Source organism: Shewanella sp. SM21 (assembly GCF_025654335.1).
GTDB classification, from domain to species: Bacteria; Pseudomonadota; Gammaproteobacteria; order Enterobacterales; family Shewanellaceae; genus Shewanella; species Shewanella oncorhynchi.
This window is the reverse complement of sequence record NZ_JAKKRL010000003.1, coordinates 340,517-355,851: the sequence shown is the minus strand read 5'-3', so window position 1 is coordinate 355,851 and position 15,335 is coordinate 340,517. Positions and strand designations below refer to the sequence as shown.

Annotated in this window: 15 protein-coding genes; 14 read left to right on the top strand and 1 reads right to left on the bottom strand. The window is 46.9% G+C overall.

What is annotated here, in order from left to right; translation table 11 throughout:
• Positions 1-10: 10 nt before the first annotated feature.
• The 4 genes from corC to L5L94_RS05835 all read left to right on the top strand — a co-directional run bounded on the left by corC (position 11) and on the right by L5L94_RS05835 (position 3,829).
• A complete protein-coding gene (gene corC / locus L5L94_RS05850) occupies positions 11-886 on the top strand; it encodes a CNNM family magnesium/cobalt transport protein CorC (protein WP_006082742.1) in 876 nt (291 codons plus the stop codon).
• A gap of 6 nt (positions 887-892) precedes the next feature.
• Positions 893-2,467: an apolipoprotein N-acyltransferase gene (lnt, locus tag L5L94_RS05845; RefSeq protein ID WP_263161885.1), complete on the top strand. Its 1,575-nt coding sequence runs from the start codon at positions 893-895 to the stop codon at positions 2,465-2,467.
• Positions 2,468-2,477: 10 nt separating this feature from the next.
• Complete coding sequence (locus L5L94_RS05840; protein ID WP_263161882.1) at positions 2,478-2,981, top strand: type II secretion system protein; 504 nt, start codon at positions 2,478-2,480, stop codon at positions 2,979-2,981.
• A 188-nt stretch (positions 2,982-3,169) separates the two neighbouring features.
• Complete coding sequence (locus L5L94_RS05835; protein ID WP_173497497.1) at positions 3,170-3,829, top strand: class I SAM-dependent methyltransferase; 660 nt, start codon at positions 3,170-3,172, stop codon at positions 3,827-3,829.
• Between the two features lie 104 nt (positions 3,830-3,933).
• Here the strand turns inward: L5L94_RS05835 and L5L94_RS05830 are convergent, their stop codons facing one another.
• Entirely contained in the window at positions 3,934-4,434 is a 501-nt protein-coding gene (locus tag L5L94_RS05830; RefSeq protein WP_028761474.1) for a zinc ribbon-containing protein, read from the bottom strand.
• A 121-nt stretch (positions 4,435-4,555) separates the two neighbouring features.
• Here L5L94_RS05830 and leuS point away from each other — a divergent pair, with 121 nt between their 5' ends.
• From leuS to L5L94_RS05780, 10 genes are all read left to right on the top strand, one after another.
• Complete coding sequence (gene leuS, locus L5L94_RS05825; RefSeq protein ID WP_263161879.1) at positions 4,556-7,135, top strand: leucine--tRNA ligase; 2,580 nt, start codon at positions 4,556-4,558, stop codon at positions 7,133-7,135.
• Positions 7,136-7,235: 100 nt separating this feature from the next.
• On the top strand, positions 7,236-7,730 hold the full coding sequence (gene lptE, locus L5L94_RS05820) for an LPS assembly lipoprotein LptE (protein ID WP_263161876.1): 495 nt from the start codon (positions 7,236-7,238) through the stop codon (positions 7,728-7,730).
• Positions 7,731-7,747: 17 nt separating this feature from the next.
• A complete protein-coding gene (gene holA, locus L5L94_RS05815; protein WP_028761477.1) occupies positions 7,748-8,779 on the top strand; it encodes a DNA polymerase III subunit delta in 1,032 nt (343 codons plus the stop codon).
• A 24-nt stretch (positions 8,780-8,803) separates the two neighbouring features.
• Positions 8,804-9,454 carry a nicotinate-nucleotide adenylyltransferase gene (gene nadD, locus L5L94_RS05810; RefSeq protein WP_263161874.1) on the top strand — a complete coding sequence of 217 codons (651 nt, stop codon included), beginning with the start codon at positions 8,804-8,806 and terminating at the stop codon, positions 9,452-9,454.
• 107 nt (positions 9,455-9,561) lie between these two features.
• Positions 9,562-9,891, top strand: a complete 330-nt coding sequence (gene rsfS / locus L5L94_RS05805) for a ribosome silencing factor (RefSeq protein ID WP_006082751.1) — start codon at positions 9,562-9,564, stop codon at positions 9,889-9,891.
• On the top strand, positions 9,891-10,361 hold the full coding sequence (gene rlmH, locus L5L94_RS05800; protein ID WP_006082752.1) for a 23S rRNA (pseudouridine(1915)-N(3))-methyltransferase RlmH: 471 nt from the start codon (positions 9,891-9,893) through the stop codon (positions 10,359-10,361). The genes rsfS and rlmH overlap by 1 nt, the downstream gene beginning before the upstream one ends.
• 61 nt (positions 10,362-10,422) lie before the next feature.
• Entirely contained in the window at positions 10,423-12,279 is a 1,857-nt protein-coding gene (gene mrdA / locus L5L94_RS05795) for a penicillin-binding protein 2 (protein WP_168822786.1), read from the top strand.
• Positions 12,276-13,382 carry a rod shape-determining protein RodA gene (gene rodA, locus L5L94_RS05790; RefSeq protein WP_028761480.1) on the top strand — a complete coding sequence of 369 codons (1,107 nt, stop codon included), beginning with the start codon at positions 12,276-12,278 and terminating at the stop codon, positions 13,380-13,382. Before mrdA ends, rodA begins: the two co-directional genes overlap by 4 nt.
• A 16-nt stretch (positions 13,383-13,398) precedes the next feature.
• A complete protein-coding gene (gene mltB, locus L5L94_RS05785) occupies positions 13,399-14,475 on the top strand; it encodes a lytic murein transglycosylase B (protein ID WP_263140070.1) in 1,077 nt (358 codons plus the stop codon).
• Complete coding sequence (locus tag L5L94_RS05780) at positions 14,459-15,304, top strand: septal ring lytic transglycosylase RlpA family protein (RefSeq protein ID WP_131523223.1); 846 nt, start codon at positions 14,459-14,461, stop codon at positions 15,302-15,304. Before mltB ends, L5L94_RS05780 begins: the two co-directional genes overlap by 17 nt.
• The last annotated feature ends 31 nt before the right edge of the window (positions 15,305-15,335 follow it).

The following is a 15,335-nucleotide window of genomic DNA, read 5'->3' as shown; positions in this document are numbered from 1 at the left end:
TGAGAAAACTATGAGTGACGATATCCCCCCTAGTACGAACGCCCACAAGAAAGGTTGGTTTGATAGAGTAAGTCAGCTATTTCAGGGCGAACCTCAAAATCGCGAAGATCTAGTCGATGTGATTGATGGTGCCGAGCAGCGCGATTTGATCACCCAAGACACCCGCGAGATGATAAAAGGTGTATTAGACGTTTCTGATATGCGTGTTCGGGATATCATGATCCCAAGAGCTCAAATTGTCGCCCTCCAGATAGACAACTCGGTCGAAGAGTTACTTGCGACTGTGATTGGTTCAGGTCACTCGCGCTTCCCCGTTGTTAACGAAGATAAAGACCATATCGAAGGCATATTGCTTGCCAAAGATTTGATCCCTTACGGTTTCTCCAACAGTGATGAGCCCTTCTCACTGGATCGCGTGATCCGTCCCGCCGTGGTTGTGCCCGAAAGCAAACGCGTCGATGTTCTGCTAAAAGAATTCCGCTCTCAACGCTACCATATGGCGATTGTGGTTGATGAGTACGGCGGTGTATCGGGACTCGTGACTATCGAAGATATTCTTGAAGAAATTGTCGGCGAGATTGAAGACGAATTCGACCACGATAGCACTGAAGAAACCGAGATCCGCAAAGTCGGTAACACGGTTTATATGGTTAAAGCTTTGACGCCAATCGAAGATTTCAACGAAGAATTCAACACTGAATTCAGCGATGAAGAGTTTGATACCGTCGGTGGCTTAGTCTCACACGCCTTTGGCCATCTGCCAGAACGTAACGAGAGCATCATCATTGAAGGCATAGAATTTAAAGTCATCAATGCTGACACTAGGCGTTTAATCCAACTCAGAGTTAAACTCCCCGATCCTAATACTGGCGAAGACGTAGAATAATCACTCGTGCTAAAAAAAATCAGGGCTTTTGCCCAACAACAGTCCCAACCTAGTGCTTTGAGACTCGTACTGGCATTTGCCCTTGGCGCCAGTACGGCGCTTTCATTTGCGCCCTATTCCGTTTGGATAATCTATCCGTTTGCCATGGCGATTGCCCTCTGGCACAGCCGAACGCTGAGCGCTAAGGCAAGCTTTTACTATTGGTTAAGCTTTGGATTTGGCTGTTTTGCCGTAGGGATCAGCTGGGTTCACGTGAGCATGGATACCTTTGGTGGTATGCCGCTCATTGCCTCCGTTGGGTTAATGGCCTTGTTAGCCTTGTATTTAGCCTTGTATCCCGCGCTAACTGGTTTGGCGCTGGTTTGGTTAACTAAAACGCTGAGCCATAATGGTGAAAATCGATTTGGTCTTTGGCGTAATCTCGCCCTATTCCCCGCATTATGGACCTTGACCGAATGGGCTCGTGGCTGGGTAATGACAGGCTTCCCTTGGTTATGGGCGGGTTACTCGCAAACTCAAGGGCCACTAAAACCCCTTGCCAGTATCATAGGCACACTGGGAATAAGTTTTGTATTGGCCATGCTCGCTGGTGCATTAGCGCTTTGTTTTACTAAGCGTTATAAGAGTTTACTGCTTTTACTGCCGCTCAGTATTCTGGCCGTTTGGGCTGCGCCTAAACTTTGGGACATTCATCCTACGGGTGAAAATGTTAAAGTGGCACTGGTGCAAGGCAATATTCCCCAAAGCATGAAGTGGGAACCCGATGCCCTGTGGCCGACGCTGTTAAAATACATGGATTTATCCCGCGAACATCTGGATGCCGATATCATTATTTGGCCAGAAGCGGCAATTCCAGCGCCAGAATCTATGGTGCAGGACTTTTTAGATAACGCCAATAAAGTCGCCAATCTAAACCATACCTCAATTATCACTGGTATTATCAGCCATCAAAACAATGAGTTCTATAATTCATTGATTGTGCTTGGTAATCATAATCAGAAACAACAAGCAGGCCCAGACTATGAGGGTGATGGTAGCAATCAATTTAAGAAACACCATCTGTTGCCAATTGGCGAGTTTGTCCCCTTTGAAGCGCTGCTGCGCCCGATAGCACCTTTCTTTAATTTGCCCATGTCGTCCTTTACGCGAGGCGAATATCAACAGCCGAACCTCAGCGCACTAGGCCATAAAATCGCGCCAGCAATTTGTTATGAAATAGCCTTTCCGGAACAGTTGCGCGACAACGTTAATCAAGGGACAGATATACTATTAACTGTCTCTAACGATGCATGGTTTGGTAGCTCAAATGGGCCATTACAGCATATGGAAATCGCTCAAATGCGCGCGGTTGAATTGGGTCGGCCTCTATTACGCGCAACCAACAATGGCGTGACAGCCATAGTCGATGAGCGTGGCAATATCACAGCGTCATTGCCACAGTTTGAAATAGGCGTGCTAAGTGCAAGCATTCCATTAGTCACAGGACAAACTTGGTTTGCAAAATTAGGCCAAATGCCCCTACTGATACTCTGTGGTTTAATCGTTCTACTCGGTCTTGCCCGACGTTTTAAAGCGCAATAGGATTTAGGCCATGCATTACCAAGTCAATAAACAAGATGTGGCAGGTTTTACCTTAATTGAACTTGTCGTTGTGATTATTGTGCTTGGGATCTTGGCTGTGATCGCCGCGCCTAAATTTATCGGCTTAAGTAAAGAAGCGCGGGTACAAACCTTAAGCCAAGTACAGGCCAGCGTTAAAACAGCCAATATGCTAGCTTACTCAAAAACCCAAATGCCTAGCCTACTAAGCCAAGCGGTAGCTGGGCGCGATGATATTATTGATATCGACCTCAATGGTGATGGCACTCCAGATACACGATTAAAATGGGGTTACCTCGATAATACTGATATGGAAAAATGGATCACCTCAGATGATAAACTTATCATTCAATATCAAGGCATTGATATCACTTATATAGGCTACGATCTTAACAACAACTCCTTAGTGAATGATGACCAATGCTATTTCCGCTACACCCAAGCCAGCGATGCCAACACTGCGCCGCAATATGATATCAACACCCAAGGTTGTTAGGCTGACACTCAGTTAACCTGTGTTATCCTGCAATTGTCTGCGAATACATTAGGCTGATTGCGCGTTCCACGTTAAGGTGAACGATTAGACGTGGCCTTATACCAATCACAGTAACTGTGTCTGCATAGCCAATATGATTGGTACCATTACCTCGTTCCTTAACCAAGGTACACAGTCAAGGCAACTCTATGGCACAGCTTCGCGTGCGCTACCAAACCCACGAATTTGGGGATCTCGACATTCATGTCAGAACCCTAAGAAATAACCAAGAATTTGAAGACCTAGATGGCGAAGCTGAAAAGCTCGGTATTTCCTCCGCAACTTGGCCATTATTTGGCATAGTTTGGCCGTCTAGCCAAGTGCTATCCCATCATATGGCCGATTATCAAATTGATAATAAACGCATTCTTGAGGTTGGCTGCGGTATAGGGCTGGCAAGTCTAGTGCTAAACCACAGACATGCCGACATCACAGCAACCGACTATCACCCCGAGTCGGAAAATTTCCTTAAGCAAAATGTCGATTTAAATCATGGTCGTGCGATTCCGTTTGTTCGAACAGGGTGGGCAGATGCACAAACTAATTTAGGTTTATTTGACCTGATCATCGGTAGCGATCTCTTGTACGAACAAGAGCATGCCGATCTGTTGTCACAATTTATTGAGCAGCATGCTAAACCGGTTTGCGATGTGGTCTTAGTCGATCCAGGCCGTGGTAATCATGCCAAATTCAGTAAACGTATGGTCACCTTAGGTTACGAACACACGCAACATAAACCCATTCACACTGAATTTTTATTAGCGCCCTTTGGCGGTCAAATCCTCAACTACTCTCGTACCAACAATTGATACAACAGCCTAATTAATGCAGAGATGAGCCATTTAGGTCTAATAGAACTCTAAAAAAAACGACGCAGAGGCGTCGTTTTAGCTGCATAACATCATCACCTTGATTAAGGCGTTAGTGGCTCGCGGGTAAATTCTTCATGATCACACTCTGGACAATCTGGGATGGGACTTGGAAATTCAATACTCATTTCATTACCACAGTTAGTGCACACCATGATGCCCTGATTCACAATATCACCACTCTTGTAGTAGCCTTGGTGCTTAAAATCTTGCGTTAACTCATGCCATTCGACTTGGCTGCGGTCGGTGATTTCACTGAGCCAATGCCAAAGCGTATTCTCTAAAGTAATCACGGTTGGGCTATGACTCAAACTATCCGCGTTCTGCTCACGGAGAAAACTCGTAATATCACGCTTTAAGAATTGTTCGACTAAAGCGAGTTCATCTTCCCCTGCCTGTTCTTTAAGACGTAAATACTCCTTACCTTGAGTGACAGAATTAAATAAGTTCTTTACAGTCATAGTGTTATCTTCTGCAAATTGAGATTTCACTTCGGTAATTAAGGCTTGATACAGTCCTAGTAACGCGTTACTTCTATCATTCATAACCAATACTCCTTCATACGAACCTTTTTAATGCATCGCTTCTAGTTTATTCTATGTAGATCTTACTCGCGCTGATATGGCGTTAGATCCAATAATAGGCGGCACTGCCGGAAATAGAGTGATGCAAGAGCAATATAATCCCTCAGAAATTGAAGCCTTAGTGCAAAAGCACTGGCATGACAACAAAACCTTCGAAGTCACTGAAGACGCAAACAAAGAAAAGTTTTATTGCCTTTCGATGTTTCCGTACCCTTCTGGCAGACTCCACATGGGACACGTACGCAACTATACCATAGGTGACGTAGTTGCACGCTTTCAACGTCTTCAAGGCAAAAACGTGCTCCAGCCTATTGGTTGGGACTCATTTGGTTTACCCGCAGAAAATGCCGCGATTAACAACAAGACTGCGCCTGCGCCATGGACCTATGAAAATATAGAATACATGAAGAACCAGCTGAAATTGCTGGGTTTTGGTTACGATTGGAGCCGTGAAATCGCCACTTGTACCCCTGAATATTATCGCTGGGAACAATGGTTCTTCACTAAGTTGTACGAGAAAGGCCTAGTCTACAAAAAGACAGCTTCAGTCAACTGGTGTCCAAACGATGAAACCGTACTGGCGAACGAGCAAGTTCAAGACGGTTGCTGCTGGCGCTGTGATACCCCTGTGGAACAAAAAGAAATTCCACAGTGGTTTATTAAGATCACTGCCTATGCAGAAGAATTGTTAAACGATATCGATACCTTAGATGGCTGGCCTGAACAGGTTAAGACCATGCAGCGCAACTGGATTGGTCGCAGCGAAGGTGTGGAAATGACCTTCGGCGTCGCAGGTCACGATAAAAGCTTCGATATCTATACCACACGTCCAGATACCTTAATGGGCGTGACCTATGTGGCGATTGCCGCAGGTCATCCATTAGCTGAAGTCGCCGCGCAAACCAATCCAGAGCTTGCCGCCTTTATCGATGAGTGCAAAAACAGCACAACATCAGAAGCCGAACTCGCGACAATGGAAAAACGCGGTGTCGCTACAGGGCTTTTCGCAATTCATCCTATCACTGGTAAGCAAGTCCCGATTTGGGCAGCTAACTTTGTGTTGATGAACTATGGCACAGGCGCTGTGATGTCAGTTCCAGGCCACGACCAACGTGACTTTGAATTTGCAAAAAAATATGGTCTAGCAATTGAGGCTGTGATCAAGCCAGTTGATGGCGAAGTGGACATTAGCGAAGCCGCTTATACCGAAAAAGGCGTACTGTTTAACTCGGGTGAGTTCGACAGTTTAGACTTTGAAGCAGGCTTTAATGCCATCGCTAATAAGTTAGTTGCCGAAGGTAAAGGCAAGCGCCAAGTCAACTATCGTCTGCGCGATTGGGGTGTTTCACGTCAGCGTTACTGGGGCGCACCAATCCCTATGGTGACCTTAGCCGACGGCACAGTGATCCCAACGCCAGCAGATCAACTGCCAGTATTACTGCCAGAAGATGTCGTGATGGACGGTATTCAAAGCCCAATCAAGGCCGATAAAGAATGGGCAAAAACCCAAGTTAATGGCCAAGATGCGCTGCGCGAAACCGATACCTTCGATACCTTTATGGAATCCTCTTGGTATTACGCCCGTTACTGCAGCCCGCATGCAGACGAAATGTTAGATCCCGCGAAAGCCAACTACTGGCTACCTGTGGATCAATACATTGGCGGTATCGAACATGCTTGTATGCATTTGTTATATTTCCGCTTCTTCCACAAGTTGCTGCGTGATGCAGGTTTGGTTAACTCTAACGAGCCAGCCAAACAACTGCTGACCCAAGGCATGGTGTTGGCCGATGCTTTCTACTACATCAACGAAAAAGGCGCCCGTGTATGGGTTTCTCCTTTAGATGTAGCGAGCACAGAAAAAGACGACAAGGGCCGCATTACTAAGGCTATCGACAAAGACGGCAACGAGCTTGTTTATACCGGCATGTGCAAGATGTCTAAGTCGAAAAACAATGGTATCGATCCTCAAGTCATGGTCGAAAAATACGGCGCCGATACGGTTCGCCTATTTATGATGTTCGCCTCACCACCAGAATTAACTCTGGAATGGCAAGAGTCTGGCGTTGAAGGCGCACACCGCTTCATTAAACGTCTGTGGAAGCTTGCAAGCGAGTATATCGCCCAAGACAATAGCGAAGCCTTAGATGTCAGCAAGTTAACAAGCGAGCAAAAAGCGCTGCGCCGTGAAGTCCACAAGACTATCGCGAAAGTGACCGACGATATCGGCCGCCGTCAGATGTTCAACACTGCGGTTGCCGCCGTGATGGAACTTATGAACCATCTGCAAAAAGCACCACAAACCACAGGTCAAGACAACGCCATTATCGGCGAAGCCTTATCCGCCATCGTACGTTTGCTGTACCCTATCATTCCGCATGTGAGCTTTAACCTGTGGAACGAGTTAGGCAATGCTAGCAACATCGAAGATAGCCAATGGCCAGTCGTTGATGAAGCTGCGCTAGTTGAAGACAGCAAGCTCATCGTTGTGCAAGTTAACGGTAAAGTTCGCGCAAAAATCACAGTAGCCGCCGACGCTGATAAAGAATCAGTAGAAGCCTTAGGCATGAGTGATGAACACGTGATCAAATACCTAGACGGCCTGACAGTACGTAAAGTGATCTATGTGCCGGGCAAACTGCTCAGCATAGTGGCCAATTAACGGCTGCTAATAACTCGCTATACTCAAAGCCAATGAAGTTGCAGCATAGCTGCAACTTCAAGTCAGCAGGGTATACCACGAATAGGAAACCGCGAAATCTATGCTAATCAAACGCATATGCTTCGCAATCATAGCACTGGTCATTATGACCAGCGCTGGTTGCGGTTTTAAGCTTCAACGCAGTTATCAGATCCCTGATGCCCTCAATCATTTGAGTTTGAGCAGTGTGGATGAATACAGTGAACTCACCCGTCTGGTACGTGAACGCCTGCGCTTGAACAATATCCAAGTTGTCGACGCCGCCGATGACATTCCAGTATTAAGATTAATCACCGACTCCCTTGAGCGATCGACATTATCTTTGTACCCAACAGGTAACGTCGCCGAGTATGAGCTGATTTATTTAGTCGAATTTGCTGTGGCATTGCCGGGCAAAGAAGCGCAGCCTTTCAAGGTTGAAATTCGCCGCGACTACTTAGACGATCCACGTACCGCATTGGCAAAGAGCCGTGAAATGGAATTGCTGACGAAGGAAATGCGTATCCAAGCTGCCGATCGTATTCTGCAAGCAATGGCCAGTACTGAGGTGAATTAATGCAGGGCTATCATTAAATGAGAGTCTATCCAGACCAACTCTCCCGCCACCTTAACCAGTTATTCCCTTGTTATCTGATTTTTGGGGATGATCCTTGGTTGATTGAAACCACCAAAGATCAGATCCGCCAATTCGCCAAGCGTCAGGGATTCGATGAAAAAGTCCAACTCATTCAAGAGACGGGCTTTAATTGGAACGATCTGACTCAGGAATGGCAGGCCATGAGCCTGTTTTCCAGTAAACGCTTGATTGAGCTAACCCTTCCCCAAGCTAAGCCCGGTGCCGAAGGCTCTAGCACATTGCAAGCCCTATTGCAGACGCCCAATCCCGATATGCTGTTGATTATCGAAGGGCCAAAGCTCGCCACAGAGCAAACCAACAGTAAATGGTTTAAGACCTTAGATGCCCATGGCATGTATTTGCCCTGCGCCACGCCAGAGGGCGAGCAGTTTATGCGCTGGCTTGATGGCCGCATCAAGCACTTTAAGCTAAATCTGCAGCCTGATGCCCGTGCTATGCTGCATTCTCTGTATGAAGGGAATTTACTAGCTGCCGATCAAGCCATGCAGTTGCTGCAACTCCTGAGCCCAGCAAAACCCGTCAGTGCCGACGAACTGGGCCACTATTTTGAAGATCAGTCGCGCTTCACCGTATTCCAACTCACGGATGCATTGCTGAATAATAAACAGGATAGCGCGCAGCACATGCTAGCCCAGCTCAATGGCGAAGGCACTGCCTTACCTATCCTGCTGTGGGCCTTGTTTAAAGAACTCGGTTTGTTATTCAATTTGAAATGCGAGCAAGCCCAAGGCGTTGCGCTCAGTGCACTCTGGGGTAAACATCGAATTTGGGATAAACGTAAACCACTGTATCAAGCGGCGCTGCAACGACTCAGCCTTGAACAACTCGAACACATGCTCGCCCTCGCCTCGAAACTTGAGCTCAACTTAAAGCAACAGGGGAAAGAGGATTGGACTGGTCTGAGCCACCTGTGTCTGTTATTTGATCCTAGAGCCCATCGGCATCTGGCACATATAGCCATAGACTAATCATAGGTTAACCAAAGGCTTGATATGCGTATTGGTATTTTAGGCGGCACTTTCGACCCGATACACTATGGTCATATCCGTCCCGCGATTGAAGTGAAACAAGCATTAGCCTTGGATAAAATCCTGCTGATGCCGAACCATATTCCGCCCCATAAACAGCAGCCGAACTTAACCACAACACAGCGCCTCAAAATGGTAGCCGATGTCTGTCAGCAACTCGACGGATTTGCACTGTGCGACATCGAAGCTAAACGCGACACGCCTTCGTACACAGTTGTCACGCTTGAGCAACTGAAAAGCTTACATCCTGAAGATGAGCTGTTTTTTATCATGGGGATGGACTCTTTCATCCAATTAAAAAGCTGGCATGAGTGGCAACGCCTATTCGACTTTGCCCATCTCGTTGTCTGTCAGCGCCCGGGTTGGCAGCTCGATGCAGAGCATCCTATGCAACAGGTATTGACGGCCCGCAGTCAAGCGCCCCAAGGGACAGTGGAAGGTCGTACTAGCAGTGTCCATAAAAACTGTGGGCAGATTTTCCCTGTGGCGATTACACCACAAGATATTTCTTCAACTCAAATCCGCGAACAACTGGCAAAAGGCGAAATGCCCGCCGATTTACTCATGCCCATCACGCTAGATTACATCAAAAATCAACGACTTTACTTACCTTAGCTCGAACCGTAAGCAGATATCGCCAACTCAACTGCCAATGACAATGTATTCCCAGCAGCAACACTGGTATACTACCGCGCTATTTAAAATTAATGAGGTACGCCAGCGTGCAGAGCGCGGAATTAAAACAGTTTGTTGTCGACAAGATCGACGACTTGAAAGCCAGAGACGTTGTTGTTCTGGATGTCAGCAAGCAATCTAACATCACTGACTACATGGTCATATGTTCAGGTACATCAAAGACTCACGTTAAAGCTATCGCCGAAAACCTTGTGGTTGAAGCGAAAAAAGCCGGTATTCCACCTTTAGGTGTTGAAGGCCGCGAAAGCAGCGAATGGGTTCTTGTGGACATGGGCGATGTGATCCTGCACGTTATGCAAGATCAAACCCGTGATTTCTACCAGCTTGAAAAGCTCTGGTCAGAAAAGCAAGACTGATGAAGTTACAGCTCATCGCAGTAGGAACACGGATGCCCGATTGGGTTACCCGTGGTTTCGAAGAATACCAGCGCCGTTTTCCCCGTGATATGGCGCTGGAGCTTATCGAAATACCCGCTGGAAAGCGGGGGAAAAATGCCGACATTGTCCGGATACTTCAAAAAGAAGGCGAACAAATGTTGGCGGCCATTCCCAAAGGCAATCATATTGTTAGCTTAGATCTCCCCGGCAAAAACTGGACGACCCCCGAGCTAGCAACCGCGCTGACTAAATGGCAACTCGATGGTCGCGACGTCAGTTTACTGATTGGTGGACCTGAAGGATTAGCGCCAGCTTGCAAAGAAGCGGCAAACCAAAGTTGGTGTCTTTCGGCATTAACCTTACCTCACCCACTCGTACGGGTGGTGGTTGCCGAAAGTTTGTACCGCGCGTGGAGCGTGAACACGAATCACCCCTACCATAGAGAATAGCGGGATCTTGATGTTAACGAGTGTCAACCACCCGTCATGGGATCAGCCGGAGATAGCATAAGTGTCGCCAAAAAAGCGGATAACAATGCATGATCACGCCGCCGAGGCGTCTCTTTTTAAGCGCAGGGCGCTTTTCACTTTTTTTTGCGTTTTCGCTCTATTTAGCGTATTAGTCACCAACCTTTATCATTTACAGGTTGAATCCTATAAAGATTATGCAACTCGCTCAAATGATAATCGCATTCGTGTTGTTCCAATTGCCCCTAGTCGTGGTCTCATTTACGATCGCAACGGCATACTTTTAGCTGAAAATTTACCCTTTTATTCCCTCGATCTCGTGCCCGAAAAAATCAGTAACATGTCAGAGACCTTAGATGAACTCGGCAAGTTAATTGAGATCAGCGATGACGAGCGCGAAACCTTTACTGACGCCCTGAAATTTCATCGCCGTTTCAAACCGCTAACACTGAAAAACCAGCTCACCGAAGAACAAGTGGCCATTTTTAGTGTTAACCAACACAGATTTCCGGGTATTTCGGTCGAAGCGGGTCTTAAACGTAACTATCCCTACGGCGCGCAAATCACCCATGTGCTGGGCTATGTAGGCAAAATTAACACCCGAGATCGCGCCCAACTTGAACGCAGCGATCTGTGGAAAAACTATGCGGCAACCAAAGACATTGGTAAGCAAGGCATTGAAAAATTTTATGAATCTTTGCTGCATGGTAAACCCGGACACTTAGAAGAAGAAGTGAACAACCGCGGCCGCGCCATTCGCACCTTAAAAATTGTTCCGCCAGAGCCGGGGCAAGATATTTACCTCACCTTAGATCTCAAGCTGCAACAAAAAGCGGTGGAACTACTCACAGGTCTGCGTGGTTCTATTGTTGCCATCGATCCCCGTGACGGTGGAGTATTAGCTATGGTATCGAGCCCAAGCTATGATCCAAACCAGTTTGTACAAGGCATTAATAGCAAAGATTACAGTGCCTTACTCAATGATAAATCTCGCCCTTTGATTAACCGCGCGACTCAAGGTCAGTATGCTCCTGCGTCTACCATCAAGCCTCACCTCGCACTGTTAGGCCTTGATGAGAAAGCCATTAGCGAGAGTACCCGAGTGTGGGATCCCGGTTTTTGGCAAATACCTGGTGTTGAACGTAAATACCGCGACTGGAAACGCTGGGGACATGGCTGGGTCAACGTTTATAGCGCGATTGTAGAATCCTGCGATACCTTTTTCTATGAGTTAGCCTATAAGGTCGGTGTCGATCATATCGCCCGCTTTATGGAGCAATTTGGCTTTGGCCAAAATACAGGGATTGATATCTTTGAAGAATCGGCTGGCAACATGCCATCCAAGGAATGGAAACGCTTAAAGTACAATCAAGCTTGGTATATAGGCGACACCATTTCCGTCGGTATTGGCCAAGGTTATTGGACGGCAACGCCATTACAACTCGCTAATGCCGTTGGGATTATGGCCAACAAAGGCCGCCGTCTCCCGCCACATCTGCTGAGATCAATTAAAGACAATACTGCCAAAATTGACTCACCGATTAATGAGTTACCGCCAATTGAACTTAAAAATCCCCGTAACTGGAACATCATCAACGAAGCTATGCGCCAAACTGCAAATAAGTCACGCTTTACCGATGCCACTTACACTGCCGCAATGAAAACCGGTACAGCACAGGTCATCGGCGTGGCGGAAAATACTAAATACGATGCTAGTAAAATTGCCGAACATTTCCGCGATAATGCCTTAGTTGTGGCCTATGCGCCCTTCGAGGATCCTAAAATCGTCCTCGCCGTCGTGATGGAAAACGCAGGTTGGGGCGGCGCAAATGCTGGCCCAGTCGCTCGAGCTATGCTCGATGAATATATGCTTAGAGATACTTGGAAACCCATACCATGAGTACCCATAGCCAATATCAAAACATCTGGCAACGCTTGCACATAGACTTGCCTTTATTGCTCGGACTATTAGCTGTGATGGGCTTTGGCCTGTTTGTCATCTATTCTGCCAGCGGTGCAGATTTAGAGATGATGGAACGACAACTATTCCGTATGGTGTTGTCGCTAGGCATCATGTTTACCATGGCACAAATCAATCCTGAAGCGCTTAAACGTTGGGCATTACCCATTTATCTTGCGGGGGTTGTCTTGCTGCTTGGGGTACACTTTTTCGGTGAAATCAATAAAGGCGCGCAGCGCTGGTTGAACTTAGGCTTTATGGAGTTCCAACCCTCAGAGCTTATTAAACTCGCCTTCCCCATCACAATGGCTTGGTATATCAGTAAGTTCCCTCTTCCCCCCAAGAAACGTTACCTCGCTGGCGCAGGAGTGATTTTACTCGTACCAACCCTATTGATCGCTAAACAACCCGACTTAGGCACCTCAATTTTGGTGGCTGCATCGGGGATTTTCGTGCTGTTTTTATCGGGCATGAGCTGGATTATTGTTGGCAGCTTTATCGCAGCAGTACTCGCCTTCCTGCCTATCCTTTGGTATTTCTTGATGCACGATTACCAAAGAACGCGGGTATTAACCTTGCTCGATCCAGAGCAAGATCCCCTCGGCGCGGGTTATCACATTATCCAGTCGAAAATCGCCATCGGCTCAGGTGGACTTTGGGGCAAAGGTTGGCTCGAAGGCACTCAATCACAGCTTGAGTTTATTCCCGAGCGCCATACCGATTTTATCTTTGCGGTGATCGGTGAAGAATTTGGTTTAATTGGCAGTATCTTACTGTTAATTATGTACCTTTACATCATAGGCCGTGGGTTAGTCATCGCCTCTCGCGCACAAACCAGTTTCGCTCGTCTACTGGCTGGCAGTATCACGCTGACGTTTTTCGTTTATGTTTTTGTGAATATTGGCATGGTTTCAGGTATCCTGCCCGTGGTAGGTGTACCACTGCCCCTTGTCAGTTATGGTGGAACCTCCATGCTGACATTGATGACAGGGTTTGGCATTCTTATGAGCATTCATACCCATAGACGTTTCGTAGATAGATAATTTTAGGGACTTTTTTATGCCTACTCTCCGAGCTTATTTGGCTCCACTCGGTTTACTGTGCTTAAGTTCATGCTTAGTCGCATGCACCACGACAAATGAACCGACACCCGCGCAGGCACCCGCTTCAAGCACGCCAGTGGCTCCCGCAGTGGATAAAGTATTAGTACCCGCCACTCCCGCTGAACTCAAAGAAGAGTTTATCCAAGCTCAAGTAAAACAAGGTTTTACTCGGACAGAAGTGCTCGCTTTTCTCGACAAAGCAAAATACAACCAAGGGGTTATCGATGCGATGACCCGTCCATGGGAAGCAAAACCTTGGCATGTGTATTACCCGATTTTTTTAACAGAAAAACGTCTTGATGCTGGGCTCGCTTTTTGGAAAAAACACGAGAAAACCATTGCTAAAGCCGCGGCTAAGTACCAAGTCGACCCACAGATTATTGTCGCCATTATTGGGATTGAAACCTTCTACGGCCAGTTCACAGGTAATTACCCTGTAATTGATTCCCTCTATACCTTAGGTTTTCACTATCCGCCTCGCGCCACCTTTTTCCGCAAGGAATTTGGTGAGTTGATGAAATTAGTCAAAGAAGAACACTTAGATATCAATACCCTCAAAGGCTCCTATGCGGGTGCCATGGGTTATGGACAGTTTATTCCCTCAAGTTACCGCCATTACGCCGTCGATTTCGATAACAGTGGTAACCGCGATTTATTGCAAAGCCCAGAGGATGCGATTGGCAGTGTCGCCAATTATTTCCATGAACACGGTTGGCAAGCCAATGCACCCGTTGCTTTGCCGCTGGTCAATAGCAGCCAAACAGCGCCAAAAGCGAAAGTATGGGCAGGCGAAAAGCTCAATTATAAAGTCGCCAATATTCTAACGCCAACCTTGTCCTTGGCTGATGCGAGGGACTTGGATGTCTCGCAAAAAGCCTTACTTATTAAACTGGAACAAGCCGATCACGATGATTATTGGCTTGGCTTAAACAATTTTTATGTAATCACTCGCTATAATCGCAGTCCTTTGTATTCAATGGCCGTTTATCAATTTAGCCAACAATTAAAGGAACAGCATGCCGCTAAAAAATAATCTTTTACAGCTTGTCGCTTTGGTTGCGTGCTTCACACTTGTTGCGTGTTCTTCGAGCCCAAACCAAGCTAGCTCCAGCACAAACAAAAAAAATATGGACCCCAACAAGGGGCGCTATTCGCTAAAGAATGACAAGCTGCCACTCAATCCACCCAATGTGGACCATGTGCCAAATGCCACGCCTAAGTACGAGCCCTATAGTCGCCGCGGTAACAAGCCTTATACGGTTTACGGCGAGTCTTACACTGTGATGAACACAGGCCAAGGTTTTAGTGAAACGGGCCGTGCCTCATGGTACGGTGAAAAATTTCATGGCTATGAGACATCCAATGGCGAACCCTATGACATGTATTCCATGTCTGGTGCCCATAAAACGCTGCCACTGCCAAGTTATGCTCGGATCACTAACTTAGATAACAATAAGCAAGTGATCATTCGTATCAACGATCGCGGGCCATTCCACTCAGACCGTATTCTCGACGTCTCCTACGCCGCCGCCTATAAACTCGGCATGCTCGGCAAAGGAACCGCACGGATCAAACTCGATGTGGTGTATGTCGGCAGTGTCGCAGCCACTAATTCGGCTATTGCCAGCGCGCAAGATACAGGTAATCATTACATTCAGTTAGTCGCATCGAAAGATAAAGCCAAACTCAATACCATGGCGAAAAATCTGGAGCGAAAATATCAGGTCAAGACCCGTGTACAAGCCGCAAACAATATGTTTAGACTACAGCTCGGCCCCATAGGCCAACCTGAGTTAGCAGACAAACTGCTCAATAACGTCCAGCAAAATGGCTTTCCTGAGGGCTATATAGTCCATGAGTAATGACTGTTTGCTCGGACCAGAATTGATTTAA

Excerpts from the sequence above, each read along its gene's own strand:
- L5L94_RS05835 (WP_173497497.1), top strand. The coding sequence starts at position 3,170 with ATGGCACAGCTTCGCGTGCGCTACCAAACCCACGAATTTGGGGATCTC.
- rlmH (WP_006082752.1), top strand. The coding sequence starts at position 9,891 with ATGAAGTTACAGCTCATCGCAGTAGGAACACGGATGCCCGATTGGGTT.
- rodA (WP_028761480.1), top strand. The coding sequence starts at position 12,276 with ATGAGTACCCATAGCCAATATCAAAACATCTGGCAACGCTTGCACATA.
- L5L94_RS05830 (WP_028761474.1), bottom strand. The coding sequence starts at position 4,434 with ATGAATGATAGAAGTAACGCGTTACTAGGACTGTATCAAGCCTTAATT.
- holA (WP_028761477.1), top strand. The coding sequence starts at position 7,748 with ATGAGAGTCTATCCAGACCAACTCTCCCGCCACCTTAACCAGTTATTC.
- leuS (WP_263161879.1), top strand. The coding sequence starts at position 4,556 with ATGCAAGAGCAATATAATCCCTCAGAAATTGAAGCCTTAGTGCAAAAG.
- mltB (WP_263140070.1), top strand. The coding sequence starts at position 13,399 with ATGCCTACTCTCCGAGCTTATTTGGCTCCACTCGGTTTACTGTGCTTA.
- L5L94_RS05840 (WP_263161882.1), top strand. The coding sequence starts at position 2,478 with ATGCATTACCAAGTCAATAAACAAGATGTGGCAGGTTTTACCTTAATT.
- corC (WP_006082742.1), top strand. The coding sequence starts at position 11 with ATGAGTGACGATATCCCCCCTAGTACGAACGCCCACAAGAAAGGTTGG.
- lptE (WP_263161876.1), top strand. The coding sequence starts at position 7,236 with ATGCTAATCAAACGCATATGCTTCGCAATCATAGCACTGGTCATTATG.
- L5L94_RS05780 (WP_131523223.1), top strand. The coding sequence starts at position 14,459 with ATGCCGCTAAAAAATAATCTTTTACAGCTTGTCGCTTTGGTTGCGTGC.
- nadD (WP_263161874.1), top strand. The coding sequence starts at position 8,804 with ATGCGTATTGGTATTTTAGGCGGCACTTTCGACCCGATACACTATGGT.